We start from the raw sequence: 26,246 nt of genomic DNA, 5'->3' as shown, positions 1-26,246 counted from the left end.
GGCCCGTGCGGGCCGGCCTGGACGTTCTGATCAGGCGAGATCAGACGAGGTCGAACCGGTCGAGGTTCATCACCTTGTCCCACGCCGCGACGAAGTCCGTCACGAACTTCTCCTTGGCGTCATCGCTCGCGTAGACCTCGGCGAGCGCGCGCAGCTCGGAGTTCGACCCGAAGACGAGGTCGGCGCGGGTGCCGGTCCACTTGACCTCGCCCGTGGCGTCGCGACCCTCGAACGTGGTCGCGTCCTCGGACGTCGACTTCCACGTCGTGCCCAGGTCGAGCAGGTTGACGAAGAAGTCGTTGGTCAGGGTGCCAGGGTTCGCGGTGAGGGCACCGAGCTTCGACTGCTGGTGGTTCGCGCCCAGGACGCGGAGGCCACCGACGAGGACCGTCATCTCGGGGGCGCTCAGGGTCAGCAGGTTGGCCCGGTCGAGCAGCAGGTACTCGGCCGGCAGCCGGTTGCCCTTCCCGACGTAGTTGCGGAACCCGTCGGCGGTCGGCTCGAGCGCGGCGAACGACTCCGTGTCGGTCTGCTCCTGCGACGCGTCCGCGCGGCCCGGCGTGAACGGGACCTCGATCTCGAAGCCGGCGTCCTTGGCGGCCTTCTCCACGGCCGCGCAGCCGGCGAGCACGATCAGATCGGCGAGCGAGACCTGCTTGCCCCCGGTGTTGAAGGTCTCCTGGATGTTCTTCAGGGCGCTCAGCACCGTCGCCAGCTGGTCGGGGTCGTTGACCTCCCACCCGGCCTGCGGCTGGAGGCGGATGCGGGCACCGTTGGCGCCGCCGCGCTTGTCACTGCCGCGGAAGGAGGAGGCCGACGCCCACGCGGTGGACACGAGCTGGGACACCGACAGGCCGGAGGCGAGGACCTGGCTCTTGAGAGAGGCGATGTCCTCGGCGTCGACGAGCTCGTGCGTCACCGGCGGCAGCGGGTCCTGCCACAGCAGCACCTCGTCCGGGACCTCCGAGCCGAGGTAGCGCACGACCGGGCCCATGTCGCGGTGGGTCAGCTTGAACCACGCCCGGGCGAAGGCGTCCGCGAGCTCGTCGGGGTTCGCCAGGAAGCGCCGCGAGATCGGCTCATAGACCGGGTCGAACCGCAGCGCGAGGTCGGTCGTGAGCATCGTCGGGGCGTGGCTCTTCGACGAGTCGTGGGCGTCGGGAATGGTGCCCGCGCCGGCGCCGTCCTTCGCCGTCCACTGGTTCGCGCCGGCGGGGCTCTGGGTGAGCTCCCACTCGTAGGCGAACAGGGTCTCGAAGAAGGTGTTGTCCCACTTGGTCGGGGTGGGCGTCCACGTCACCTCGAGACCGCTGGTGATCGCGTCGCCGCCCTTGCCGGTGCCGAAGGAGCTCTTCCAGCCCAGGCCCTGCTCCTCGATCGGGGCGGCCTCGGGGTCGGCGCCGACGTTGTCCGCCGGGCCCGCGCCGTGGGTCTTGCCGAAGGTGTGACCGCCCGCGATCAGGGCGACCGTCTCCTCGTCGTTCATCGCCATCCGGCGGAACGTCTCACGGATGTCACGAGCCGCGGCGAGCGGGTCCGGGGTGCCGTTCGGGCCCTCCGGGTTGACGTAGATGAGGCCCATCTGGACCGCGCCCAGAGGGTTCTCCAGCTCACGGTCGCCGGTGTAGCGCTCGTCGCCGAGCCAGGTGGTCTCCGGACCCCAGTAGACGTCCTCCTCGGACTCCCAGACGTCCGCGCGGCCACCGCCGAAGCCGAAGGTCTTGAAGCCCATCGACTCCAGGGCGACGTTGCCGGCGAGGATCATCAGGTCGGCCCACGAGATCTTCTGGCCGTACTTCTGCTTGACCGGCCACAGCAGGCGGCGCGCCTTGTCGAGGTTTCCGTTGTCCGGCCAGCTGTTGAGCGGGGCGAAGCGCTGCTGCCCGGCCCCGGCGCCGCCGCGGCCGTCGCTGATCCGGTAGGTGCCCGCGCTGTGCCACGCCATCCGGATGATGAGCGGGCCGTAGTGACCGAAGTCGGCCGGCCACCAGTCCTGCGAGGTGGTCAGCACCTCGGCGATGTCGCGCTTCACGGCGGCGAGGTCGAGGCTCTCGAACGCCTCGGCGTAGTCGAACGCCTCACCGAGGGGGTTGGCCACGGCGGGGTTCTTGGCGAGGATCTTCAGGTTGAGCCGGTCCGGCCACCACTGGCGGTTTCCGCCACCCTGCGTCGGGTGCGCGGCACGACCGTGCGCGACCGGACAGCCTCCTCCGGCCTCCTCCGTCTTCGACTCAGTGACGATCGCGTCATGGTTCTCGGTCATGGAAATCCTCCGGACTAGTCGGATCGCAATGCTCAGGAACTACGGGTGGTGGAACAGTCGGAGCACAGGCCCCAATAGATGACCTCGGCCTCGTCGATCGCGAAGCCGTGGTCGTCGGACGCGATCAGGCACGGCGCCTCGCCGACCGCGCAGTCGACGTCGGCGACGACGCTGCACGACCGGCAGACGATGTGGTGATGGTTGTCCCCGACGCGTCCCTCGAACCGGGCCGGGCTGCCGGGTGGTTCGATCCGTCGTACGAGTCCCGCCGCGGTGAGCGCGTGGAGGGCCTCGTACACGGCTTGAAGCGAGATGTGGCCCACGCGCTCGCGCACGCCGGAGGCGAGCGCCTCGACGTCGAGGTGGTCACCGCTCCGGACGGTCTCGAGCAGTGCGACGCGGGCAGCCGTCACCCGCAGGCCGGCACCGCGCAGCTCATCGGCGGTGGCCGGATTCCGGGGTGCGGTCATGCCGCCCAACCTACCGCCAGAAACACGAACGATTCAAGGGAACGAACCTTCCAAGTTTCGTAACGTGTCAGGCAAAGGGACGGTTCTGCCTGCTCGCGGCCCTCGTCGCCGCCGCGACGCTCGTGCTGTGGCTCACCGGGATGGAGACCGCCGGGCGGCCACTGGTCGAGGCGGAGACGGGCTGACCGGATCGGCGGCGGGCTCGGCCTGGTCCACCGGCTCGGTGCGGCTGGACCGCTCGGTACGGGTGGACCGCTCGGGCGACTCGGCACCGGTGGACCGCGTGGCCGGGGCCGTCCGCTCGGCGGGCAGCCGGACGGTGAAGGCCGCCCCCGCGCCGGGGCGGCCGTCCACCTCGATCGTGCCGCCGTGGCCGTCGACGACCTCGCGCACCAGGGCCAGCCCGAGGCCGAACCGGCGGCCCGCCCCGTGCTCCCCGCGGGCGAACCGGGTGAACAGCCGCTCGGCGTCCCGCGGGTCGAGCCCCACGCCGTCGTCGCGGACCTCCAGCTCGACCATGGCCCCGTCGCGGAAGAGCGTCACCGTGATGTGGCCGCCGGGCGCGGTGTGGCCGAAGGCGTTGTCGACCAGTGAGGTGACCACCCGCCGCAGCGCGGGTTCGACGCCGCGCACGACGTGCGGGCCCAGGTCCCGGAGCCGTACCTCCAGGGTCACCTCGCGCGCCTCGGCGCGGGCGCTCTCGGCGGTGATCAGGCCGTCGGCGATGGCGCCGAGGTCGACCGGGCCGAACATCCGGCGCGTCTGCCGCAGCTGTGCGGACAGGAGCAGGTCGTCGATCACCTCGCCGAGCTGGCGGGTCCCGGTGACCATCCGGCTCACCTCGACGGCCAGGGCCGACGGGTCGGCGTCGGGCCGCAGCCGCCGTTCCAGCAGCTGCGCCCGCGTGTGCAGCTGGGTCAGCGGCGTGCGCAGTTCATGGCTCGCGTCGGCCACGAACCTCCGCTGGCGGGCGAGCGCCTCGCCCAGCGGCGCGATCGCCCGGCGGGCGAGCAGCTGACCCACGAGCAGCGCGGCCAGCAGCCCGGCGGCCTCGGCCGCGGCCAGCGCGACGTACAGGCGACGCCGCTCCTCCACCTGGTAACGCAGGTCGATGAGCGCCTGCCGGACCACGCCGACCCGGAACTCGGTCCGTACGATGTAGGCCCGCCCGCCGACCGTGAGCCGACCGGTCCGGGGGCGGTGGTCGGCGGCGACCCGGCGCAGGTCGGCGCGCAGGGGCAGATCGGTGGGTGCCCCGGGGGACGCGGTCAGGGCGTCGCCCCGCAGTTCGAAGAGCCAGATGCAGGGCGGCGGGTGGGCGAGGTCGGCACGCGCGACCGCGACGGCCAGGTCCCGCCGTGCGGAGGAGACCTGGCCATCGATCGTCACGCAGTAGACCAGCACCCCGACGAGTGCGATGACGAGGGTGACCGCGCCGGCGACCTGAGCGGTGATGACCATGCGGGCGCGGATCAGCAGACGGCGCTCGAGGTCCGGTGCTCTGGTCACGGCTCTCCCATCCGATGGTCCGGCGATCCGCTCACGGCTCCCCCGCGTGCCGCCCCCGATCCGGCTCACAGCTCACCTGCCTGGTAGCCCACGCCGCGCACGGTGCGCACGGCCTTCCGGCCGAGCTTGTTGCGCAGGTAGTAGACGTAGGTGTCGACGATGGACTCCGCCTGTGCCGCCTCGAAGACGCGTTCGCGCAGCGCGGCACGGGTGTGCACCTGGTCGGGGCGCGCCGCCAGCACCCGCAGCAGCTCGTACTCCCGGCCCGACAGCGCCACCTGCCCGCCGTCGGGCAGGGTCACGACCCGGGTCGTCAGGTCGAACCGGCCGTCGCCCAACGGCAGGACCTGGGCGCTGTCGCGGTTGCGGCGGTGCAGGGCGCGTACCCGCGCCAGCAGCTCGTCGACCTCGAACGGTTTGATCAGGTAGTCCTCGGCGCCCGCGTCGAGCCCGGCGACCCGGTCGGCGAGGGCGCCGAGCGCGGTCAGGACCAGGACGGGGGTGGCGACCGCCCGCCGGCGCAGCCGGATCAGCAGGTCGAGGCCGTCGATCGCGGGCAGCCCCCGGTCAATGATCATCGCGTCGTACGACCGGCTGAGGCCCAGGTGCAGGCCGCGCTGGCCGTCGCGGGCGACGTCGACGATGTAGCCCTCGTCGGAGAAGAGCCGGGCGAGCATCTCGCTGAGTTCCCCGTCGTCCTCGACGAGCAGAAGGCGCGACCGCGGCGCGTCCCGCGGCTCGGCTTGGGCGGTCATGACACCACCGTGTCATCTCGGATTCGATCTTGGTCAGAATTCCGCCAAAACCGTAGATCCTCGGCGCCATCGGCGTCTACGCGGGCCATGGTCCACCGGCGGCCGGTCGGCCGCCTTCCGACCGCGAAGTGCTGGGCACCACTCGGACGGATCGCTGGAGAGGCGGCTTTCGGCGGCACCCGGATCGCCGGGACCGCCCGTTACGAGCCCCTGGCCCGTTCCGGCCATGTGAAAAGCGCACGGGTGTGATGCGCGGCAATTTTCACGAACCGCGAAAGACGCCTTCCATGTCTGCACCCCGCTGATCCGGCCGCCGGCGAACACGCCCTCGACGGCGGCCCGGTCATGCCTGGAGATCGGCCGGGGGCGAGGGGTCGACGTTCAGGGTCGCCAGCGCCTGCCGGACCCGCCCACCGGACATCTCCAGCGCCGCTCGGCACTGCTGGGGCGCCGCCGCCGTGTGCCGCCGCGCGAGCAGGAAGACCAGCGCGGTCTTCAGGTCACCGCAGAGATCGAGTGCCTCCGCGCATTCGGCATCGTCCGCTCCGGTGGCCTGCACGAGCAACCGCATCGTCCGTCCGCGCAGTTTCGCGTTGGTCGCCCGCATGTCGACCATCAGGTTGCGGTAGGTGTGGCCCAGCCGCACCATCAGCGCGGTCGAGAACGCGTTCAGGATGAGCTTCTGCGCGGTGCCGGCCTTGAGCCGGGTGGAACCCGTGATCGCCTCCGGGCCGGTGTCGGCGACGAGCAGATGGTCCGCGAACTCTGCCAGCGAGGCGTTCGGGTTCGAGGTGATGAGCGCGGTGGCCGCCCCGGCGGTGCGAGCGGCCGTCAGCGCCGCCCCGACATAGGGAGTACGACCGGAGGCGGTCAGGCCGATCACCATGTCCGCCTCGGTGACGTCGGCGGCGTCGGCCCCGTGGTCCTCGTCCTCGGCGTCCTCGACGGCACGAACCAACGCCTTGGCGCCGCCGGCCTGATGGGCGATGACCACGTCATCGGGCAATCCGAATGTCGGGAGCAGTTCAGCCGCGTCGAGCACGCCGAGCCGTCCGGACGTCCCCGCACCGAAGTAGTGCACCCGGCCACCGTCGGTGACCCGCATCGCCGCGTCGTCCACCAGCGCGGCCAGTCGGGGCAGCACCACGGCGACCGCGTCGGGGACGGTGCGGTCCTCCTCGTGAAGCAGGCAGACGAGCTCGAGCGTCGACACGGCGTCGAGTTCGGCGGTCCGGGTGTTGACCTGCTCGGTCGGGGACGCGACCCGGATTCCGAAGTGGTTCACGAACGGCCTTTCTGTCGGAGACTTCTCTCAGCGGGCGGCCCTACCGCGCGGTCGAGGAGCGGCCCGTGGCCATGGTCACCGGCCCGCCCCCTCGGCCGTCGTTTCGCTGTTCACGACGTGGCAGGCCAGCCGATGCCCGCCGGACTCGGGAAGCATGAGCGGTTCGACCCCACGGCAGCGATCTTCGGACAGCGGGCATCGCGGGTGGAAACGGCATCCCGACGGCGGGTCGGCGGCGTCCGGAACCTCCCCGGTGACGACCACGTCGGCCGGCGGAGCGTCGAGCCCGGGGTCGGCGATCGGCACCGCCGCCTGCAGCGCCCTGGTGTACGGATGCCCCGGGGTATCGGACACGACGTCCCACGGTCCGTACTCGACGATCTTCCCGAGGTACATCACCGCGATCTGGTCGGCGAGATGGCGCACCATGCCGAGGTCATGAGAGATGAAGACGAACGTCAGCCCGAGCTCACCGCGCAGCCGGGCCAGCAGGTTGATGATCTCCGCGCGGACCGACACGTCCAGCGCCGACACGGGTTCGTCCAGCACGAGGATCTGTGGCTGGACGGCGAGCGCCCGGGCGATCCCGATGCGTTGCCGCTGTCCGCCGGAGAGCTGGTGGGGGTACCGGTCGGCGGTCGACGGCGGCAACCCGACCGTGTCGAGCAGCTCTTCGACACGGCCCGAACCGGCCCCCAGCCGGTGCACCGTCAGGACCTCGGCCAGCGCGGCGCCGATCCGCTGTCGTGGATCGAGGGAGGCGTACGGGTCCTGGAACACGAGCTGGACGACGCGCCGCAGTTCGCGCAGTTCTCGTCGCTTGGCGAGGTCGATCCGCCGGCCCATGATCTCGACGCTGCCGGAGTCCGGCCGTTCGAGTCGTGTCAGCAGCCGCGCGAGTGTCGATTTCCCGCAGCCGCTCTCCCCGACGACGCCGAGCACCTGACCGCGTCCGACGCTCACGCTCACCCGGTCGAGCGCGTGGACCTCGCCGCGCCCCGGCGTGCGGTAATGCTTTACGACGTCGCGGACCTCGATCGCGATCTCTCGGGAGGGGCCCTCCGCACCGGGCATCGGCCGGTCAGGCACGGGAGGTCACCTCCGCGGACGGCGCGCGCCATTCCCCGCGCGGCACCCAGCATGCGGCTCGTGAGCCGCCACGGTCGATCAAGGGAGGTTCCTCCGTGTCGCAGCGATCCTGTCGTTCGGGGCAGCGCGGCGCGAACGGGCAGCCCGGCGGGAGCGCGGACAGCGCGACCGGGCTGCCGCCGATCTGCGGCAACGGCGCCTGGTGCGGATCGGCCGGTGTCGGCAGCGAGCGCAGGAGGCCGTCGGTATAGGGGTGGTTCGGGGTGGCGAACAGCTCGCGCGTACGAGCCAGCTCGATTCCCCGGCCGGCGTACACGACGGCGACCCGATCGGCGATCCGCGCCACCACGCCGAGGTCATGGGTGATCCAGACGACGGCGAGCCCGTACTCGTCCCGCAGCCTGGAGACCAGCTGAAGGATCTGCTGCTGGATCGTCACGTCCAGCGCCGTGGTCGGCTCATCGGCGATCAGCACCTTGGGCCGGGGCGCGATCGCGCACGCGATCAGCACCCGCTGCCGCATGCCGCCGGAGAGCTGGTGCGGGTAGAGCCTCATCAGCGCCCGCGGCGACGGCAGGCCGACCTCGCCGAGCACGGTCAGCGCCCGTTCGCGGGCCTCCTCCTTCGACCAGCCGTGCGCCCGCAGCCCCTCGGTCACCTGTCTGCCGACGCGCATCATCGGGTTCAAGGACGTCATCGGATCCTGGTAGACCATGCCGATCTCGGCGCCGCGTACGGCACGGCGCTCGGCCTCGCGCAGTGCCACCAGATCCCGGCCCTCCAGGAGGACCTGACCACTGGTGACGGAGGCGCCGATCGGCAGCAGGCCGGCGATGCTCAGCGCGGTGAACGACTTGCCCGAACCGGACTCGCCCACCACTGCGAGGGTCTCGCCACGGTCCACCTCGAGGTCGATCCCCCGGAGGATCTCCAACGGCCCGGACGGAGTGCGGATCGCGGTGTGCAGGCCGCGAACCGCCAGCATCGGTTCGCTCATCGGCGGGAGTCCCTTCGCGGGTCGAGTGCGCTGCGCAGGCCGTCGCCGAGCAGGTTGAGTGCTATCACCGCGACGACGATCGCGAGCGCCGGGAAGGTCAGCGTCCACCACGCGTCCGCGACGGTGTTCCGGGCCTCGGAGACCATCAGGCCGAGGCTGGGCGTCGGGGGGCGTGTTCCCAGGCCGAGGAACGACAGCGCGGACTCGGTGAGGATCGCCCAGGACAGCGCCAGCGTCACCTGCACGATGATCGGCGCGCTGACGTTCGGCAGTACGTGGCGGAGGAGGATCCGCGGCAGTGGCGTGCCGAGCACCCGCTGTGCCTTCACGTACTCCGAGACGCCGACGGCGAGTGTCGGCCCACGTGACACCCGGGCGAAGATCGGCGTGTACACGACGGCGATCGCGATCGCGGTGTTCTGCCATCCGCTGCCCAGGGCGCTGACGACCGCGAGCGCCAGCAGGATCGCGGGGAACGCGAAGAGAATGTCGACGAAGCGGCTGACGACCTGGTCCACCCAGCCGCGGAAGAAGCCGGCGCTGATGCCCAGGATCGAGCCGATCACGGCCGCGGCCGCCACCGAGACGACCGCGACACGCAGCGACGTCCAGATTCCGGCGGCGGCCCGCGCGGCGATGTCCCGGCCGAACTGGTCGGTACCGAACCAGTAGCGGCCGGACGGACCCTGCAGCCGGGCGGCCGGGTGCTGCGCGATCGGGTCGTGCGGCAGCACCCCGAACGCGCCGAGCACGGCGACGACGGCGAGCACCAGGATGGCGGTCAGGCCGATCCGCCCGTTGCGGTCCCGCCAGACCCGGGCGAGCAGCCACGACCGTCCGGGCGCGGCCGGGGCGGAGTCGATGGGCTCGGCCACCGTGGGCAGTACGCTCATGCGCCCTCCTCCGTACTCATGCGGCACGCGTCCGTGGGTCGATGATCCGGTAGAGCAGGTCGACGAGCAGGTTGACGAATACGAACAGCACCGCGATGACCAGCACCGTGCCCTGCACCACCGGGTAGTCCCGGTTGGAGATGGCGGTGAACAGCAGGCGTCCCATACCGGGCAGCGCGAAGATCTGCTCGATGATCACGGTGCCGCCGAGCAGGTAGCCGAACTGGATACCGGTCAGCGTGACGATCGGGATGGTGGCGTTACGCAGGATGTGCGAGGTTCGGACCCTGCCCGGCGACAGCCCCTTGCCACGTGCGGTGCGCACGTAGTCGGCCTCGGCCATCTCGACGTACTCCGATCGGGTCGTGCGCATCACGTTGGCCGCGAACGCGACCGCGAGCACGAGGGACGGGTAGAGGATCTGGCTCATGTTCCCCGCCACCGAGCGGGTCAGCGGCACGAACGTCCCGGTGTCGGGGAAGTAGTGGAACGCCTCGGCGAGGAGTGTCACCACGGCGGTGCCGAGCACGAACTCGGGGATCGCCAGGCCGACCAGCGACGCGCCCTGGGTGAGCGAGTCGGAGGCCCGCCCCGGCCGGCTGCCGGCGAGCACACCGAGCAGCACGCCGAAGGCGGTACCGATCACCGCGGACAGCACGGCGAGTTCGACCGTAACCGGCAGCGCCTTGCCCACCAGGCCGGTGACGGACTGGCCGCTGGTCAGCGACAGCCCCAGGTCGCCGTGCGCGACGCCCGAGATCCACCCCCAGAGCTGGGCGAACCAGGGCTTGTCGATCCCGTAGAAGTGCTCGAGCGAGGCCCGCTGCGCGGGGGTCAGCGTTCCGGACTCGACGCCGAGCGACGCGGTGATCGCGTTTCCCGGAATGGCGCGCAGGACGACGAAGACGACCACCGTCACCCCCAGCAGGGTGATCAGCGCGCCCAGGAGCCGGGCGCCCAGCCATCGCCAGTTCAGCATGCTCGCCGCTCTCAGGACGCGCCGGCCAGGGAGCTGAGCAGCTCGTCCGGACGCGGCGTGAACCCGTGGACGCCCGAGCCGACCAGGTAGTAGTCGTCCGAGCGGAACATCCAGACCCACGGGGACTCGGCCAGCAGCTCCTTCTGGAGGTCGCGGAAGGCCTGCTGCCGCTTGCCCTCGTCGCTGGTGGAGTTGCCCTGGCCGAGCAGGCCGGACAGCGTCGAGGAGTCCAGGCCCGCCGGTTTGGCGAGGCTGCCGCCGGAGGTGTAGTAGCGCCCGTACATCAGGAACGGGTCGTACGAGCCACCGTTCAGCGCGACGGCGGCGTCATAGTCCGCCGCGAGCCACGCCGACACGTACGGCCCGGTGGACATCTGCTTCAGCTGCAGGTTCACGCCGATCTTGGACAGCTGCGACTGGAGGTTCTGGGCCTCGGCACCGGCGGTGGCGTACTCACCGGTCTCGACGATCGTGGTGAGGGTGAAGCCCTTCGCGTAACCGGCCGCGGCCAGCATCGAGCGCGCCTTGGCCACGTCACCCGGCGTGCAGGGCAGGCCGTCCGTCGCCGAGTACGCGAAGGCCGGGCTGGTGATGGGGCCGGTCACGGTGCCGTCTCCGTAGGCCGCCGTCTGCACCACCTGGTTGCGGTCGATGGCGCAGCTGATGGCCTGCCGCACCTGCTGGGTCCGCAGCGGGCCCTTCCGGCCGTTGAGCATCAGGACGTGGTACGACAGGGCCGGCTGTTTGGCGAGCGAGTACGTGCCGGACTTGCCGGCCTGGCGAGCGACGCCGGGGTCGGAGATCAGGCCGAGCTGGAACGCGCCGGCCTTCATGCCGGACAGGATCGACGACTCGTCCGGGATGACCCGGAACTCGAGTTTCTTGATCTTCGGCGCGCCACCGAAGTACTTCGCGTTGCCGGTGAGGACGACCTGCTGGCCGGGGTTCCACGCGCTCCAGGCGAACGCTCCGGTCCCGTTGGGCTTCTTGCCGACCGTCCCGGCGGAGATGTCCTTGGCGGACTCGATCGAGGAGTTCACCGTCGCCAGCGAGTAGAGGAGCGATGCCGACGGCCCCGACAGGTGCAGCACGACCGTGGCGTTGTCAGGGGCGTCGACCTTCTCGATCGCGGTCAGGTTCGAGCGGGCGACCGCGCTGGTCTTCTGGTCGAGAATCCGCTCGATCGACGCTTTGACGTCGCCCGAGGTGAACGGCGAACCGTCCTGCCAGGTCACGCCCTGGCGAAGGGTGAAGTCGACGGTCCGCCCGTCAGGCGAGACCTTCCACTGGGTCGCCAGGTCGGGCTGGATCTGACCGGTGGGGCTGGTCGTCACCAACCTGGAGTAGACGAGGCCCAGTGTCTGCTGGGTCTGGAACGCCGTCGCCAACTGCGGATCGAGTTTGTCGACGTCACCCGTTCGGGCGACGACGAATGTGGAGGCGCCGGATGAGGACGAGGAGTTCTGTGAACCGCTGGGCGAGCAGGCGGCCACGGTGAGCGCGGCGGCGGTGAGAGCGATGGAGGTGGTCCAGAACCGGATACCGCTACGGCCGGGCGAAGTGAGGGTCGTCATGGAAGGTCCTCCGAGCAACGTGTTAACCGCAGACGTTAATGGTTGACCTTAATGACAGACAATAGGTTAACCATTAACATCTCCCTCGTGTCCGAAATTACCCGGCTCACCACTGACCCGCTGGTCACCGCCGTCACCGACCTGCTGGGGGCGTCCCCCGACGGGAGCGCCGCCCCGCCCGGGGCGCTCGTCGCCGTCGCCGAAGGCGGCCAGGTGCGCTACGCCGCCGGAGGGCTCGCACGGCACGGCGCGGCCGGACGGCCGGTCGAGATGGACTGGGCCACGAGAACGGACGCCGGGTCGGTCAGCAAGGTCGTCGCTACGACGGCCGCGCTGATGGCGCTGGTGGACGCCGGTGAGGTCACCCTGGACGCACCGGTCGCCCGCCACCTGCCGGAACTCGACCGGCACGGCACCGTCCGCGACCTGCTCGAACACCGCGCCGGCCGATGGGAATGGTGGCCGCTGTACCTGAAGGGCACGCGCGGCGACGACGCCGTCTCACTCGCCGCCCGCCTGCCGCTCCGCTACCGGCCGGGCGAGCGCCGGCACTACTCGGACCTCGGGTTCATCCTGCTCGGCGCGCTCGTCGCACGCGTCGGCGGCGACCTCGCGGCGACCGTGGACGAGCTGGTGCTGCGACCTTTCGGGCTGACCGAAACGCGCTACGCCACACCCGCACCCGGTGGACCGGTGACCGCGAGCTCCCACGGCGACGTCCTCGAACAGGACATGATCGGCACCGGAATCCCGTACCCGGTCGACGGCGCCGTCACCGACTTCGACGGCTGGCGTGACCATGTGCTGGTCGGTGAGGTGAACGACGGCAATGCCTTCCACGCGTTCGACGGAGTCGCCGGACACGCCGGGCTGTTCACGACGGCCGCCGACCTCCTGCGGTTCGCGACGGGCCTGCTGAGCCGGCTGGACGGTGACGGGCCGATCCGGCGTGACACGGTCGCCGAGTTCCTCACCGCCGGCGCCGACCCTCATCAGGCGCTGGGATTCCGGGTCTGGGACCTTCCCTCCGGTCCCGCCGTCGGGCACACCGGCTTTCCCGGAGTCGCGTTCGCGGTACTGCCCGAGCACCGAGCCGGAGTCGCGATGATCACCAACCGGCTGCACGCGGGCGGCCCGCCCCGGGCGACCGAACGAATGTGGCTGCGGGTACTCGCCGCGGCCGAGGACCACCTGAGGAGACCGCGATGGACCTGACCGTCATCGGCATGATCAGTGGTACGTCCTATGACGCGGTCGACGCCGCCGCCGCGGACTTCTCGCTGATCGGTGAGGAGGTCGTCTGCCGCCCTCGCGGGCTGTACAGCGAGGCCGTCCCGGATGAGCTCCGGGCCCGGATAGCGGCCGCCCTGCCGCCACACCCCACGACGATGGAAGAGGTGTGCCGGCTCGACACCGAGCTGGGCCGGCTGTTCGGCTCGGTCGCGGCGGCGGCCAACGAGCGCCTCACCGGCGGGAGCGCGGACCTGATCGTCTCCCACGGGCAGACCGTCTTCCACTGGGTCGAGGGCCCGCACGCGCTCGGCACGCTGCAACTGGGGGCCGCGGCCTGGATCGCCGAAACGACCGGCGTGACCACCGTCTCCGACCTGCGTACGCGTGACGTGACCCGTGGCGGCCACGGCGCGCCGCTCGCCTCGACGCTGGACGCGCTGCTCGTGCTGTCGGACGAGGTACGGCGCGGCTCCCTCAATCTCGGCGGCATCGCGAACATCACCGTCCGCGACGCGCACGGAAACGTGATCGCGTACGACCTCGGGCCCGCGAACGCGCTGATGGACAGCGCCGTCAGCGACGCCACCGCGGGCGCCGAGCGAATGGACGCCGGGGGTGCGCGCGCGGCACGGGGCACGGTGCACGCGGCGCTGCTCGATCGGCTGCTCGCCGAGCCGTACTACCGCGCCGAACCGCCCAAGTCCACCGGCAAGGAGCTCTTCCACGCCGACTACGTCCGTGACGCCGTCGGCGGGCTCGACATCGGAACCGACGACCTGCTCGCGACGCTCACGGAACTGACCGCGAGGCTCGTGGCCGACGCGTGCCGGGCACACGCGCTGGCCGAACTCGTCGTCGCGGGCGGCGGGGTGCGCAACCCGACCATGATGCGGCGGATCGCCGAGCTCTCGGCACCGGTGCGCGTACGGCCGATCGAGGACTTCGGCCTGCCGGCGCAGGCGAAGGAGGCATACCTGTTCGGACTCCTTGGCTACCTCTCCGTGCACGGCATCGAGGGCACGATCGCGTCGGCGACCGGCGCGCGTACCGGCTCGGTCCTGGGATCCCTGACCCTTGGCGCGGCCCCGCTGCGGCTGCCGGAGCCCGTGACCACCCGGCCGTGCCGGATGGCCGTCAAATGATCTCCTGTCGGGAGGCGGTCACCGACGACCTGCGCGCGATGGCCGGCATCTTCGTGGCGGCGTGGCGGGCCGGGTATCGAGGCGTCGTGCCGGATGAGGTGATCGACGCCCTCGACCCCGGCGCCGTCGCGGCCGACCTGGCCGCGGGGCTGAGCGGCCCCGGCCTCACGACCGTGCTCGCCGTCGACGGCACCGGGCGGCCGACCGGGTTCGTCCGCTACGGCGACGACGCCGATCACCCTGGCGGGGGCTATCTGGCCGCCCTCTACGTCCATCCGGCCGCCTCGGGGGCGGGCGTGGGGCGTGGCCTGCTCCAGCACGCGATCGACGCGATGCCCGGCGTGGACGTCCGGCTGTGGGTGTTCGAGGACAACGACCGCGCACGCACGCTCTACGAACGAGCCGGATTCCGTCCCGAGGGCGTGCGGCTGGTCGATCCGCGCTGGCGGGCACCACAGGCGAGGTACCTCCGCCCGGCCCCTCGGTAATGACCCCGGCACTGGAGCCGCGCATTCCGTCAAATCGACGGTTCGCACGAGTGATCGTCTGTGGGAACAGTCGATCGTGTTCCGGGCTCCATGACGACGCGGCCGGGGAGAAACCGAAACCCGAATCGGGTTCCATTGCGGCGTCCGCAGTCCTATCGTTGCGTCAAACAACCCAGTTGCTGTGGAGGGCCGATGCCCGAGACGACGACCGCGTACCGGATCTGCCCCCTGTGCGAGGCCACCTGCGGCCTCGAGCTGACGATCACCGACGGCCGGGTCACCGGCGCCCGGGGCGACCGCGCCGACGTCTTCAGCCACGGCTTCATCTGCCCCAAGGGCGCGACCATCGACGAGCTGGAGAACGACCCCGACCGGCTGCGCTCCCCCATGGTCCGCGACGGCGACGGCTGGCGTGAGGTCGGCTGGGAGGAGGCGTTCGCGGCGGTGCGCCGCGGCCTCGACGGAGTCGTCGGACGCCACGGTCGCCAGTCGCTCGCCCTCTACCTCGGCAACCCCAACGTGCACACTCTCGCAGGCGGCCTGTACGCCGGACCGCTCGCGCGGGCGCTCGGCAGCACGAACGTCTACTCGGCGAGCACCGTCGACCAGATGCCCAAGCACGTCTCCAGCGGGCTACTGTTCGGCGACCCCCTCGCCATCCCGGTGCCGGACCTGGACCGCACCTCCTACCTGCTGATGCTCGGCGCCAACCCCCTCGAGTCCAACGGCAGCCTGTGCACCGCCGCCGACTTCCCCGGGAAACTGAAGGCGCTCCGCCGACGCGGCGGCACCCTGGTCGTCGTCGACCCGCGCCGGACCCGCACCGCCCGCGTCGCCGACCGGCACCTGCCGATCCGGCCGGGCGCCGACGCCTACCTGCTGTTCGGCGTCGTGCAGACCCTGTTCGCCGAGGGGCTGGTCGCCGACACTCCCGGTGTCGACGGCGTGTCGGACGTCGAGCGACTCAGCCGTGACTTCGCCCCCGAGCGGGTGGCGGAGGTCTGCGGCGTCCCGGCCGAGGACATCCGGCGGCTGGCCCGCGAACTCGCCGCCGCCCCCGGCGCCGCCGTCTACGCCCGCATCGGCACCTGCACCGCCGAGTTCGGCACGCTCACCAACTGGCTGGTCGACGTCATCAACGTGCTGACCGGCAACCTCGACCGGCCCGGCGGCGCGATGTTCCCCCTCGGCGCGCACCGCCGCCCGGGCACGGGCACCGGACCCGGCTTCCGGACCGGGCGCTGGCACAGCCGCGTCCGCGGACTACCGGAGGTGAAGGGCGAACTGCCCGCCACCACGCTGGCCGACGAGATCCTCACTCCCGGCGAGGGCCAGGTGCGCGCCCTGATCACGGTGGCCGGCAACCCGGTGCTGTCCACGCCCGGAGGCGAACGCCTCGGGGACGCGCTCGACGGCCTGGAGTTCATGGTCAGCGTCGATCCGTATCTCAACGAGACGACGCGGCGCGCCGACGTCATTCTCCCGCCGCCCCCGCCGAGCCGGTCTCCGCACTACGACATCGCCTTCGGGGAGTTCGCCGTGCGCAACAACGCACGATACTCCCCACCCGTGCTCCCCCTCCGGGACGGGGAACTCGATGAGTGCGCGGTCCTGTCCCGCCTCATCGGCATCGTGTCCGGCCAGGACGCCGACGTCGACGAGTCGGTCATCGCCCATCTCCTCGGCAAGGCGATCGCCGACCCGTCCTCCCCCGTCCACGGCCGGGACCCGGCGGAGCTGCACCCGCTTCTCACCGGCGACACCCCGGCGCTGCGCCGCCTCGACCTCATGCTGCGCCTCGGAGCGTACGGCGACGGCTTCGGCGCGACCCCCGGCGGCCTGTCCCTCCAGGCGCTGCGGGACGCACCGCACGGCATCGACTTCGGCCCGCTGAAGCCCCGGCTGCCCGAGGTCCTACGGACTCGGTCCGGCCGGATCGAGCTGTGCCCGCCGCCACTGGCCGAGGACACGGGCCGCCTCCGCGACGGCCTCGCCCGCCGCCGTACGGGCCTGGTCCTCATCGGCCGCCGCCACCTGCGGTCGAACAACAGCTGGATGCACAACCTGCCCGGCCTGGTCCGGGGTTCGAACCGCTGCACGCTCCAGGTCAACCCCGACGACGCCGGCCGGCTGGGGCTCACGGACGCCGGAACGGCCAAGGTGACGAGCACCGGCGGCACGATCGAGGCCGAGGTGGAGGTCACCGCCGAGGTCATGCCGGGCGTCGTCAGCCTTCCCCACGGCTGGGGTCACGGCCTGCCCGGCACCCGGATGTCCGTGGCCGCCGCGCACCCCGGGGCGAACGCCAACGCCCTCACCGACCCGCTCGCCCTCGACCCGCTGTCGGGCAACGCCGTGCTCAACGGGGTGCCGGTGGAGATCCAGCCCGCCTGACGGACGCCGGTCCAGTATTTTTGGCTGTCATGAACCGGGCACCCGCCTCGGCTCTCGAACGCCGTGTCGTCGCCGCGGCCGAGGCCGCCCTAACGAGCTCCAGGTCAGTGTCCATGATCGACGTCCTGACCGGACTCGGCTGGCTGCCCGGCCGACGGGTGGACGAGTGGCGTCAGGGGCGCATCGCCGACCTGGAGGAGGCGCTCAGCGTACGCCCCGACAAGCTCGCCACCGCGCTGGCGACCCTTCGCGAATGGGCGGAGCGCCAGGGGCTGAGGCCGAGCGAGACCGCGTACGTCGCCGCCGCCCGCGATCGTCGGCCCCTTCGGTTCACCTCCGATGGCGACGAGGCCGTCGAGCGGGCGTTCCGGACGCATTGGCTGTCCCCCGACCTGTCCGAGGCCAGGCGCGAACGGCTGATCGAACGGCAGAATCGCGCTCCGGACCTGGTGGTCGTCATGCCGCTCAAGGACTGGAACTGCGTCGTCTGCCACGGCACCGGCGACCTCATGATCGTGGAGGATGACCAGTCGACCTGCCTGACCTGCGCCGACATGGATCACCTGGTCTTCCTGCCGTCAGGCGACGCCGCGCTCACCCGGCGGGCGAAGAAGGCGAGCACCCTGTCCGCCGTCGTCGTCCGATTCAACCGGCGGCGCAAGCGGTACGACCGGCAGGGGCTGCTGGTCGAGGAGCCCGCGCTGGAGCTGGCCGAGGAGCAGTGCCTGGCCGACGAGGACGTACGGGCCCGGCGGCGGGAGCGTGACCGGGAACGGCGTGCCGATGAGGACCTGGAGTTCCAGGCGAGGATGGCCGGCGAGATCAGGCGGGTGTTCCCCGGGTGCCCCGCCGACCGAGCGGAGGCGATCGCCCGGCATGCCGGGACACGCGGCAGCGGGCGCGTCGGGCGGTCCGCCGCCGGGCGCGCCCTGGATCAGGGGGCGATCAGAGCCGCGGTCGTCGCGTCGATCCGGCACGAGGACACCGGCTACGACACGCTGCTGATGTCCGGAGTACCGCGGATCACCGCACGGGAGCGGATCCGAGCCGACGTCGACGCCGTCCTGGAGCGCTGGCAGGGCTGACCCGCTCCTGGTGGATCAGGCGACGAGCTCGGACTCCTCGTCGGCGGGGGTGGCCAGACGTCCGGCGCTCGCCGCCGTGACGGTGCCGCTGGCCTTCTCGTGCGGGAACACCCACTTCTTCATCGCCCACCAGCGGAAGGCCATCCCCAGCAGGGTGCCGATGATCATGCCGCTGAGAAAGTCGGAGAGCTCCTGGGTGACGTGGCTGACGTTCGGGTACTGCAGGTCGAACGCGTAGCGTGCCAGGTAGAGCGGGATGTCGTTGACGGCGACGCCCAGGGCGCTCACGCCGAAGAACAACATCGCCTCGACGTGCCGGCTGCGACCCCCGCGAGCGCGGAAGGACCAGCCGCTGTTCATCAGGTACGACGCGATCGTCGCGACGATGATCGCGATCGTGAGCGCCGACACGGGCTTCGTCTTCATGACGGTCAGCTTCAGCCCGTAGTTCACCCCGGCCGTCAGCACGAAGCAGACGCCGCCGGTGAAGGCGAACTTCACCAGCTCACGGTGCTTGACCAGCAACGGGCGCAGTGGCGCGGGGACTCGGGAGAGCGTGATCCGGGTAAGCGACACCCGGGCAGTCTACGGGCCACGGGCCATCGGATGTGCCCGTCCCCCGACATGTCGGGCCGGATCGCGCGGTATCCGCCTATCCAGGGCCGCGCGCGCCACCGGTCGTCCCGCCCGGCACGGACCGGCGAACGCGCGCGCCGCCGGGAATTCGATGGATTCGCCGACCCGCTCGCCCCTATGGTCGTCGCGGCCAGGAGAATCGTCGGTCGGCGGCAGGAGCGGATCATGCGAGCGCACTATCCCCGCACTCCTCACCTGCCCTGGTCGCCGGGTGTCGGCCCGGACGACGTGCGCGCCGCCGACCTGTCCGGCTTCGCGGGCCGGGACGTCGTCGTCACCGAGAAGCTCGACGGCGAGAACACCACGATGTACCCGGACGGGCTGCACGCCCGTTCGACGGACAGCGGGCACCACCCGTCCCGCGCGTGGATCAAGGCGCTGCACGGGAGGATCGCCCACCGGATACCGGACGGCACGCGGGTGTGCGGGGAGAACCTCTACGCTCGTCACTCGATCGCCTACCGGGACCTGGAGGGCTGGTTCTACGCCTTCTCCGTGTGGGAGGGCGACCACTGCCTGGACTGGGACCGCACCGTACGGTTCGCCCGGCGGCTGGGCCTGCCCGTCCCCGCCGTGCTGTGGCGCGGCGTCTTCGACGAGCGGGCCGTCCGGGCGCTCCGCCTCGACACGGAGCGGCAGGAGGGCTACGTCGTCCGCACCGTCGGCGGCTTCCACCGCGACGAGTTCGCCCGCCGGGTCGCCAAGTGGGTGCGGCGCGAGCACGTACGAACGGACCGGCACTGGATGCTCGGCCCCGTCGTCGAGAACGGCCTGGGCCCCGTCGCCGCGCTGTGGCAGGCGCGTTCGGGGGCGATCCCGGACCCGGCGGCCCTCCTCGGCGCGGTGGGGATGACGACGGCCGACCTGGCCGCCCCCAGGCCGGCCCCCGGCACCTCCGCCGTCGCGCCCGGCACCTCCGAAACCGCTCCCGGTGCTTCCGCGGCAACCCCCGGCGCGCCCGAAACCGGCCCCAGCGCACCCGGAACCGCTGCCGGTGCCTCTGCGTCCGCCCCCGGCAGATCCGGAACCGCCGCCGGTGCCTCCGCGGCCGACCCCCGCACACCCGAAACCACTCCCGGCGCCTCCGCGGTCACCTCCGGCGTTCCCGAAACCCTCCCCGGTGCCCCGGTCCCCGGCGCGTCCGAGGCCTCGCTCGCGGCGTCGGATGCGGCCGGCGAGCGTGCCGAGTCCGTGCTCGCCGACGTGTCCGCCCGCCTCGACCTCCTGGGGCGCTCCGGAGACGAGCGCCTGGCGGGCCTGCTGGCGGCCCTCCTCCACAACGCCGACCGGGCCGGGCTGATGCCGCGGCTGGCGGAGCCGCTCGGCGTGCCCCTCGCCCGCCGGGTCGCGGACCTCGTCGGCCTGCACACCGGCCTGCACCATCCGTTCCCCGACGAGGCGCGGCGCACCGGCCTGAGACGCCTGGCGGTCATGGCCGACGTGGGCGTACTGCACGCGGTCGCCGCCGCGGTGCTGACCGGGCGCGACGGTGCCGAGGCCGCCGAGGCGCGCGAGCAGGTCGGCTGGTCCGAACTGCACGCCGACGAGGCCGGGCTCCTCACCGAGGCGCCCCTGGAGCCGCTTCGGGCCGGCCTGCGCCAGGCGCTCGACGGCTCCGGCATCGACCAGGACGCGGCGGACCGCTGCTGGGCGGAGGCGCGGGAGGCGTACGCACTGGGCCGGATCTCCACGCCGGAGGAGGCCCTGGCCCTCACCTGGCGATGGCGGTCCGGCGCCTTCCCCCGGCTCGTCGTCATGACGGGGCCGTCGGGCAGCGGGAAGAGCACCTTCGCGGCGGGCCTTCCGGGCGTCGACGCGGTCGTCTCGCTCGACGACCTGCGCCAGGCCCGCGGCTCCCGCGCGGACCAGCGGGCCAACTCGGAGGTTCTCCGGGCCGGGCTGCACCGGCTCGGAGCGCTCCTCGCGGAGGGCGCGACCGTCGTCTGGGACGCCACGGCGCTGAACCGGCACCAGCGTTCCCTGGTCCACACCGTGGCCCGCCGGCACGACGCACTGACGACGCACGCGGTCATGCTGGTCTCCGGCGACCTGCTGGCCCGGCGTAACGCCGGCCGCGACCACCCGGTACCCGCGGACGTGCTCTCCGCCCAGCTTCGCCGCTTCTCCCCGCCCTATCCCGGTGAGGCGCACCGCACCTGGTATGTCGGCCCGGACGGCGATGTCGGCGACGTCGCCGGAGCCATCGACGACGAGATCCACCCGAACACCAGGAGCGACCGTGCGTACCAGTGAGGAGATCTACCACCGGATCCGCTGGGACCCGCGCTTCGACCCCGCGCGGTTCCTGCTGGGGATCAACGTCCGCGGGGCCGCGCCCAAGCGCGTCCCGCTGCCCGCGTTCGTGCCGGGCGGCGACGTCCCGTGGCACCGGATCCTCTTCATCGAGGCCGACGGCGAGGTCGTCTGGGACCGTCGCGCGGGAGTGGACCGGGTCGACGCGTCACCGGCCGGCCGCGTGCGGGAGGCCCGCAGACTCCGGGCGCCGTTCTTCACCGCCAGGACGCCGGTGGCGTGGGACCCCGTCGCGGGCTGGCGTCCGGCCGAGCCCGTACCGGCCGGCCCGGCGCCGGCCGGCCTGCGGGTGCTGACGTGGAACACCCTGTGGGACCGCTACGACGCCGACCGCATCGACACCGCCCGCCGCCGGCCGCTGCTGCTGGAGTCCCTCGAACAGGCCGACGCGGACGTCATCGCGCTCCAGGAGGTCGAGGCCGGTCTGCTCGACCTGCTGCTGCGGGCCCCCTGGATCCGCTCCGGCTACGCGCTGGGCGCCGATCCGGCGGGGCCCGACGTCGATGAGACCGGGCTCCTCCTGCTCAGCCGCCTGCCCGTACGCGAGGCGGGCCTGCACGTTCTCGGCCCGCACAAGGGCGTCGCGGCCGTCACCGTGGAGTCCGCCGCCGGGCCGGTCGTCGTGGCGGCGACCCATCTGACCAGCGACCACGCCGAGAACGGCCCCGCCCGGCGCGAGGCGGAGCTCGCGCGGCTCGCCGAGGTCCTGGCCGGCGTGGACGGGGACATCGTCCTCCTCGGCGACTTCAACGACGGCGGTACCGGCCTCGCCGGCATACTCGGCGTTCGGGACGCCTGGATCGAGGTCCACGGCCCCGCCGACCCGGCCGTGACCTTCGACCCGGCGGCCAATCCGCTGGCCGCCGTGTCGTCGCTCTCCGGCCGGGCGTCCCGGCTCGACCGGGTGTTCCTGAGCGGCTCCGCCCTTCGCGCCACCGCCGCGCGTCTTCGCGGAGACTCCCCGATGACGCCGGATGGCCTGTTCCCGTCGGACCACTACGGCGTCGCCGCCGACGTCGCCGCCGACGGGGCGCAGCCGTCCCCCGGCCTGTCCGACGTACGGCCGACGGCGCGGACGGCGGTGGTGTGGATCCCGCCGGAGGACGTACGGCCGACGATCCAGGAGATCCGCCGGGAACACGACCCTCGGTTCGACCGGTGGCCACCGCACGTCACCCTGATGTTCGGCTTCGTACCGGAGTCGGAGTTCGACCGGGCGGCGCCACTGCTGTCCGCCGCCGTGGCCGCGACCGCCCCGTTCACGGCGCGGCTCGAGGGCGTCCGCGCCTTCCACCACCGGGACGACGCGACGGTATGGCTCGATCCGGCCGCGGGTGGAGCGGCCCCCTGGGCGGATCTGCGCGAGGCGCTGGAGCGCGCGTTCCCGCGCTGCCGGGGCGAGAGTCATGTCCCCCACCTGACGCTGGGAAGGACGCGGGAGGCGGAACGTCTCATCGCCCGCTGCACCGCACGGCTCGATGGCGTGTCCGCCCACGTCGGCGAGCTCATGCTGCTGTCACGCCGGGGCGACGAGCCGATGCGCCCCAGGGCGACCATCGCCCTGGGAACGGGCGAGATCCACTGGCTCGACGACGGACCGCCCCTCGTGAACGGCCAGGGAACGTCGCCCGAGCGGCGCCCCGGGAACGCGTCGGTGCTGACGGTCGAGACCAACCGGCAAGCCGAACCGACCCGGACGGCCGAAGCCGATCCGCGCACCACGCCGACCCGGACAGTCGAGACCAACCCGCGCACCGCCCCGGCCCGGACGGCCAAAACCGACCCGCGCACCACGCCGACCCGGGCAGACGAAACCAACCCGCGCACCGCCCCGACCTGGCTGCGCGCGGTCGAGCCGGTCTTGGAGCGGCTCCGTGCCGCGCTGGCGGAGGGCGTCGTCGAGGTCGTCGGGTCCCGGCGCATGGGCTGTACCCTGACCGGCGCGGACCTGGACGTGGTGGCGGCGCTGCCGGGGGCGCCCGACCCGGCGGACGTCCGGGCGCGTGTGACGGCGGCGCTGCCGGAGTCGACCGGGATGCGGCACGTGACCGGCGCTCGGGTACCCGGTCTCCGGTTCCGATACGCCGGGCTGGACGTCGATCTGATGGTGGTCGCCGCGGGGAGCGTCGCCCCGGCCGAGGCCGTGGCACGCCGCGCGGAACTGGACGAGGCGTCCGCGATCGCGCTGAGCGCCGTCAGCGACGCCGACGCCGTCCTGGCTGCGGTCGGCGGGCACCGGGACCGGTTCACCGGGCTCGCCCGGCAGGTGAAGGCATGGGCGAAGGCACGCGGCCTGGACTCGGCTCCGTTCGGCGGCCTGCCCGGCCTGGCCTGGACGATCCTGGCGGCGCGCACGGTCCGGGAGGCGGGGGACCTCCCCGAGGGCGACCTGCTCCGCCACTTCTTCGGCACCTGGGCCGCCTGGGACTGGCGGCACCCGGTCCTGCTCCGCCCGGACCAGCCCGAGCCGGGATCGGGACCGGATCAGCCCGCGCCGGGATCCGGGCCAAACCAGTGTGTGCCAGGATCCGGGCCGGACCAGCCTGAGCCGGATCCGGTGGTGCCGGCGGCCGTCCGGATCATGACCCCGACCGCTCCCGTCCGGTCGTGCGCCGACCAGGTCGGCGATGGCGGGCGGGATCTCCTGACGCGGGAGCTGTACCGAGTCTGGGAGATGCTGGAGGAGACGAGGACCGACCAGGAGCTGCCGGCCGGGCTCCTGTCGCCTCCGCCGATGCACCGGCGGCACGCCGCGTGGGCAGTCATCACCGTACGAGAGACGCCGACGGAGGAGTTCGGCGTGACGCTCGGCCGCGTGCGAGGCCGGGTCCGGGCCCTGCTCGCCGCGCTGGAGCACGCGGGGATCGCGGACGCGCATGCCTGGCCCCGGCCGTACGAGACGGGACCGGGGTCGGCGCGCTTCGCGGTGGGGCTGGGCCGCAGGCCCCCGGACGCCACCGGGCTCGCCGCGATCGCCGGCCCCTGGGCCTCGACGCTGCGCGGCGTCGGTGTTGAGTGGGCCGGATGCGGCGAGGTGCCGACGCTCCCCTGACCCCGCGGGCGGTGTCAGGCGGGCGCCGGTCCTCTTAGCCTCGTAGTGGGCCCGGCTGACCCCACGCGGGCGGTGTCCGCGGCGACCGGCCGGAAAGGGCGCGGGTTCAGGGTCCCCGGCGAGCGGTCAGGATGCTGGATCCAGTGGTGAGCGCTGCTGGAGGAAGTCCGCGACCGCGGCGGCGATCAACTCGGGTGCTTGGAGCTGCAGCAGGTGGTTCGCGTCGGGGATGTCGGCGTCCGCGCACTGGGCGAAGCGCTGATGCAGGAGATCCCGGCCTTCTTTGAAAAAGGGCCCGCTCCGGGTCCCCATCACCGACAGCACCGGGCTCTTCACGGCGGCGGCGCGTGTCTCGTCCAGCGTCCAGGTGGTGAAGGCCGGCCACTCTACGCGGTAGAAGAGCTCGGTGTCACGCACCGCCAGGTCAAGGGCGTCCGGGCCGGCGGTCGATACCAGCTCCCGCCAGTCTGAACCTCCGAGGCCGGCGAACGTCGTGGTCACCGCGCCGGCCATGTCGCCGGCGGCGTAGCGGCTCATGACGGGTTCCATGCCGGCCTTGAACGACGTCCACGATGGCACCTCGGTCAGGATCGGTTCGAGGAGTGCCAGGCTTCGTACGCGGGCGGGTGCCGAGAGTGCGGCCTCAAGGGCGATCACGGCTCCGTAGGAGTAGCCCAGCAGGTGCACGGACGGCAGGCCGAGGGCGTCGAGCAGGCCGAGGGCGTCGTCGGCCTGCTGTCGGATGCCCATCGGTTCGCCTCGTCCGCCGCTCCCGGCCATCCCGCGCCGGTGGTAGCGCACGAGCCGGAGTGGCGGGGCCTCGACGGCCAGCGCGGCCGCCAGCGGCGCGAGCCCCGTGGCGAGGTTGGAGCCGTGAATGAGCAGCAGTGGTTCGCCTCGGCCGATGACGTCGTACTCGATCTCGATGTCGTTGACGTGTGCCGTTCTCATGAGGTCTCTCCAGGGTGGGCCTGATCGTGCGGTGTCGTGCCGACGCCTGCCGCACGCCGCCCCGGCGTGCGGCAGGCGGTCATCTCTCGCCGCGTCCGGTCACTCGCCGGGGAGCAGGGCCGCGACGACGTCGATGTGATCGATCGAGGGCGACCCGACGAACAGCTCCGCACCGGCCTCGCGCAGCGCCGGGCCGTTCGCCTCCAGGTGAGCCTTACGGTCGGCGTCGTCGGCGAACGCGTCGTAGATGGCGAACGTCGTCGGCCCGAGCCGCAGCGCGAACCAGACGACCGCCTTCCCCTCCTTGCGCACGATGTCCACCACCTCCTTCAACTTCTCCTCGACCTCGGCGACCTTGTCCGGCTTGGCCTCGACCCGGATGAAAAGTCCCACGGTCACCATGTGCGCTCCTCACTTCTGTAACGATCGTTCGAGAAGTACGCTAACCCACTTCTCGAACGATCGCTATAGAATTGCGGCATGAGAACGGGACGGCCCCGGTCGTTCGACCGCGACAAGGCTCTTGAGGGCGCCATCGCCGTGTTCTGGGAGCACGGCTACGACGCGACCTCGATCGCCCTGCTCACCAGCGCACTCGGCATCGGGGCGGCCAGCCTGTACGCCGCCTTCGGCGACAAGCGGGCCCTGTTCCTCGAGTCGCTCGACCGCTACATCCGCACCTACGGCGCCTTCACGCAGCGCGCGCTGGCCGAGGAGCCGAACGCCCGCGACGCCGTCGAACGCCTGCTGCGTGAGGCGGCGGCCGCCTACACCAGGCCTGATCGCCCGCGCGGCTGCCTCCTGATCACCGCGGCGACCAACTGTTCCCCGCAGTCCGCCGACATCGCGGCCCATCTACGCGACCTGCGCGCTGCGGGAACCCGCGCGCTCGAAGACAAGATCGCCGCCGCCGTGCGGGCGGGAGAGCTTCCCGCCCGCACCGACGCTCATGCCCTGGCGACCTTCTGCTCAGCCGTCATCCAGGGCATGTCCGCCCAGGCCCGCGACGGCGCCACAAGGACCGACCTGGAGCGGATCGCCGAGGCGGCCCTCCATGCCTGGCCGTCGGCCACCGGCCGGAGGGCCGCCGACGGTACGGGCGCAGCGCCGAACTAACGACCCGTCGAACCAACGACCC

Annotated in this window: 21 protein-coding genes; 8 read left to right on the top strand and 13 right to left on the bottom strand. The window is 72.2% G+C overall.

What is annotated here, in order from left to right; all coding sequences use genetic code 11:
* Positions 1-40: 40 nt before the first annotated feature.
* The 10 genes from katG to AB0I04_RS01995 form a co-directional block, all read right to left on the bottom strand.
* The gene (gene katG / locus AB0I04_RS02040) at positions 41-2,263 is read right to left on the bottom strand and encodes a catalase/peroxidase HPI (RefSeq protein ID WP_360877470.1); all 2,223 of its coding nucleotides are present in this window, start codon (positions 2,261-2,263) and stop codon (positions 41-43) included.
* 32 nt (positions 2,264-2,295) lie between these two features.
* Entirely contained in the window at positions 2,296-2,733 is a 438-nt protein-coding gene (locus tag AB0I04_RS02035) for a Fur family transcriptional regulator (RefSeq protein ID WP_360877467.1), read from the bottom strand.
* 132 nt (positions 2,734-2,865) lie between these two features.
* Positions 2,866-4,242, bottom strand: coding sequence for a HAMP domain-containing sensor histidine kinase (locus tag AB0I04_RS02030; RefSeq protein WP_360877464.1), 1,377 nt, complete (start codon positions 4,240-4,242; stop codon positions 2,866-2,868).
* Positions 4,243-4,307: 65 nt separating this feature from the next.
* Positions 4,308-4,997 carry a response regulator transcription factor gene (locus AB0I04_RS02025; protein ID WP_360877461.1) on the bottom strand — a complete coding sequence of 230 codons (690 nt, stop codon included), beginning with the start codon at positions 4,995-4,997 and terminating at the stop codon, positions 4,308-4,310.
* A gap of 343 nt (positions 4,998-5,340) precedes the next feature.
* The gene (locus tag AB0I04_RS02020; RefSeq protein WP_360877458.1) at positions 5,341-6,282 is read right to left on the bottom strand and encodes an N-acetylmuramic acid 6-phosphate etherase; all 942 of its coding nucleotides are present in this window, start codon (positions 6,280-6,282) and stop codon (positions 5,341-5,343) included.
* A 75-nt stretch (positions 6,283-6,357) separates the two neighbouring features.
* Positions 6,358-7,371: an ABC transporter ATP-binding protein gene (locus AB0I04_RS02015; protein ID WP_360877455.1), complete on the bottom strand. Its 1,014-nt coding sequence runs from the start codon at positions 7,369-7,371 to the stop codon at positions 6,358-6,360.
* Positions 7,364-8,368 (bottom strand): ABC transporter ATP-binding protein, encoded by a 1,005-nt coding sequence (locus tag AB0I04_RS02010; RefSeq protein WP_360877452.1) that lies wholly within the window; start codon positions 8,366-8,368, stop codon positions 7,364-7,366. Before AB0I04_RS02010 ends, AB0I04_RS02015 begins: the two co-directional genes overlap by 8 nt.
* Positions 8,365-9,261, bottom strand: coding sequence for an ABC transporter permease (locus AB0I04_RS02005; protein ID WP_360877449.1), 897 nt, complete (start codon positions 9,259-9,261; stop codon positions 8,365-8,367). Before AB0I04_RS02005 ends, AB0I04_RS02010 begins: the two co-directional genes overlap by 4 nt.
* Positions 9,262-9,277: 16 nt before the next feature.
* Positions 9,278-10,240, bottom strand: a complete 963-nt coding sequence (locus AB0I04_RS02000) for an ABC transporter permease (protein ID WP_360877446.1) — start codon at positions 10,238-10,240, stop codon at positions 9,278-9,280.
* An 11-nt stretch (positions 10,241-10,251) separates the two neighbouring features.
* On the bottom strand, positions 10,252-11,814 hold the full coding sequence (locus tag AB0I04_RS01995; RefSeq protein ID WP_360877443.1) for an ABC transporter substrate-binding protein: 1,563 nt from the start codon (positions 11,812-11,814) through the stop codon (positions 10,252-10,254).
* 87 nt (positions 11,815-11,901) lie between these two features.
* On the opposite strand from AB0I04_RS01995, the gene AB0I04_RS01990 reads away from it, so the two are divergent.
* The 5 genes from AB0I04_RS01990 (at position 11,902) to AB0I04_RS01970 (ending at position 18,156) form a co-directional block, all read left to right on the top strand.
* On the top strand, positions 11,902-13,029 hold the full coding sequence (locus tag AB0I04_RS01990; protein ID WP_360877440.1) for a serine hydrolase domain-containing protein: 1,128 nt from the start codon (positions 11,902-11,904) through the stop codon (positions 13,027-13,029).
* A complete protein-coding gene (locus AB0I04_RS01985) occupies positions 13,020-14,189 on the top strand; it encodes an anhydro-N-acetylmuramic acid kinase (protein ID WP_360877437.1) in 1,170 nt (389 codons plus the stop codon). The genes AB0I04_RS01990 and AB0I04_RS01985 overlap by 10 nt, the downstream gene beginning before the upstream one ends.
* Entirely contained in the window at positions 14,186-14,677 is a 492-nt protein-coding gene (locus AB0I04_RS01980; protein ID WP_360877434.1) for a GNAT family N-acetyltransferase, read from the top strand. Before AB0I04_RS01985 ends, AB0I04_RS01980 begins: the two co-directional genes overlap by 4 nt.
* Positions 14,678-14,869: 192 nt before the next feature.
* Positions 14,870-17,071, top strand: a complete 2,202-nt coding sequence (locus AB0I04_RS01975) for a molybdopterin oxidoreductase family protein (protein WP_360877431.1) — start codon at positions 14,870-14,872, stop codon at positions 17,069-17,071.
* A gap of 29 nt (positions 17,072-17,100) precedes the next feature.
* Positions 17,101-18,156, top strand: coding sequence for a DUF2293 domain-containing protein (locus AB0I04_RS01970; protein ID WP_360877428.1), 1,056 nt, complete (start codon positions 17,101-17,103; stop codon positions 18,154-18,156).
* 15 nt (positions 18,157-18,171) lie between these two features.
* Here the strand turns inward: AB0I04_RS01970 and AB0I04_RS01965 are convergent, their stop codons facing one another.
* Complete coding sequence (locus AB0I04_RS01965; RefSeq protein WP_360877425.1) at positions 18,172-18,732, bottom strand: GtrA family protein; 561 nt, start codon at positions 18,730-18,732, stop codon at positions 18,172-18,174.
* A 225-nt stretch (positions 18,733-18,957) separates the two neighbouring features.
* On the opposite strand from AB0I04_RS01965, the gene AB0I04_RS01960 reads away from it, so the two are divergent.
* Together AB0I04_RS01960 and AB0I04_RS01955 are read left to right on the top strand one after the other, a co-directional pair.
* The gene (locus AB0I04_RS01960) at positions 18,958-21,045 is read left to right on the top strand and encodes an RNA ligase family protein (protein ID WP_360877422.1); all 2,088 of its coding nucleotides are present in this window, start codon (positions 18,958-18,960) and stop codon (positions 21,043-21,045) included.
* Positions 21,032-24,157: a poly(A) polymerase gene (locus AB0I04_RS01955; protein WP_360877419.1), complete on the top strand. Its 3,126-nt coding sequence runs from the start codon at positions 21,032-21,034 to the stop codon at positions 24,155-24,157. The genes AB0I04_RS01960 and AB0I04_RS01955 overlap by 14 nt, the downstream gene beginning before the upstream one ends.
* Before the next feature lie 126 nt (positions 24,158-24,283).
* On the opposite strand, the gene AB0I04_RS01950 is transcribed toward AB0I04_RS01955, so the two are convergent.
* Together AB0I04_RS01950 and AB0I04_RS01945 are read right to left on the bottom strand one after the other, a co-directional pair.
* The gene (locus AB0I04_RS01950) at positions 24,284-25,108 is read right to left on the bottom strand and encodes an alpha/beta hydrolase (protein WP_360877416.1); all 825 of its coding nucleotides are present in this window, start codon (positions 25,106-25,108) and stop codon (positions 24,284-24,286) included.
* Positions 25,109-25,207: 99 nt separating this feature from the next.
* On the bottom strand, positions 25,208-25,510 hold the full coding sequence (locus tag AB0I04_RS01945) for an antibiotic biosynthesis monooxygenase (protein ID WP_360877413.1): 303 nt from the start codon (positions 25,508-25,510) through the stop codon (positions 25,208-25,210).
* A gap of 78 nt (positions 25,511-25,588) precedes the next feature.
* Here AB0I04_RS01945 and AB0I04_RS01940 point away from each other — a divergent pair, with 78 nt between their 5' ends.
* Complete coding sequence (locus AB0I04_RS01940) at positions 25,589-26,224, top strand: TetR/AcrR family transcriptional regulator (RefSeq protein ID WP_360877410.1); 636 nt, start codon at positions 25,589-25,591, stop codon at positions 26,222-26,224.
* Positions 26,225-26,246: the final 22 nt, after the last annotated feature.

The organism is Actinoallomurus sp. NPDC050550 (genome assembly GCF_040655075.1).
Lineage (GTDB): Bacteria > Actinomycetota > Actinomycetes > Streptosporangiales > Streptosporangiaceae > Actinoallomurus.
This window is presented reverse-complemented; position numbering and strand designations above follow the sequence as displayed.

Excerpts from the sequence above, each read along its gene's own strand:
- AB0I04_RS01950 (WP_360877416.1), bottom strand. The coding sequence starts at position 25,108 with ATGAGAACGGCACACGTCAACGACATCGAGATCGAGTACGACGTCATC.
- AB0I04_RS01980 (WP_360877434.1), top strand. The coding sequence starts at position 14,186 with ATGATCTCCTGTCGGGAGGCGGTCACCGACGACCTGCGCGCGATGGCC.
- AB0I04_RS02025 (WP_360877461.1), bottom strand. The coding sequence starts at position 4,997 with ATGACCGCCCAAGCCGAGCCGCGGGACGCGCCGCGGTCGCGCCTTCTG.
- AB0I04_RS02010 (WP_360877452.1), bottom strand. The coding sequence starts at position 8,368 with ATGAGCGAACCGATGCTGGCGGTTCGCGGCCTGCACACCGCGATCCGC.
- AB0I04_RS01970 (WP_360877428.1), top strand. The coding sequence starts at position 17,101 with ATGAACCGGGCACCCGCCTCGGCTCTCGAACGCCGTGTCGTCGCCGCG.
- AB0I04_RS02035 (WP_360877467.1), bottom strand. The coding sequence starts at position 2,733 with ATGACCGCACCCCGGAATCCGGCCACCGCCGATGAGCTGCGCGGTGCC.
- AB0I04_RS01945 (WP_360877413.1), bottom strand. The coding sequence starts at position 25,510 with ATGGTGACCGTGGGACTTTTCATCCGGGTCGAGGCCAAGCCGGACAAG.
- AB0I04_RS01985 (WP_360877437.1), top strand. The coding sequence starts at position 13,020 with ATGGACCTGACCGTCATCGGCATGATCAGTGGTACGTCCTATGACGCG.
- katG (WP_360877470.1), bottom strand. The coding sequence starts at position 2,263 with ATGACCGAGAACCATGACGCGATCGTCACTGAGTCGAAGACGGAGGAG.
- AB0I04_RS02000 (WP_360877446.1), bottom strand. The coding sequence starts at position 10,240 with ATGCTGAACTGGCGATGGCTGGGCGCCCGGCTCCTGGGCGCGCTGATC.
- AB0I04_RS01995 (WP_360877443.1), bottom strand. The coding sequence starts at position 11,814 with ATGACGACCCTCACTTCGCCCGGCCGTAGCGGTATCCGGTTCTGGACC.
- AB0I04_RS01960 (WP_360877422.1), top strand. The coding sequence starts at position 18,958 with ATGCGAGCGCACTATCCCCGCACTCCTCACCTGCCCTGGTCGCCGGGT.
- AB0I04_RS02005 (WP_360877449.1), bottom strand. The coding sequence starts at position 9,261 with ATGAGCGTACTGCCCACGGTGGCCGAGCCCATCGACTCCGCCCCGGCC.
- AB0I04_RS01975 (WP_360877431.1), top strand. The coding sequence starts at position 14,870 with ATGCCCGAGACGACGACCGCGTACCGGATCTGCCCCCTGTGCGAGGCC.
- AB0I04_RS01940 (WP_360877410.1), top strand. The coding sequence starts at position 25,589 with ATGAGAACGGGACGGCCCCGGTCGTTCGACCGCGACAAGGCTCTTGAG.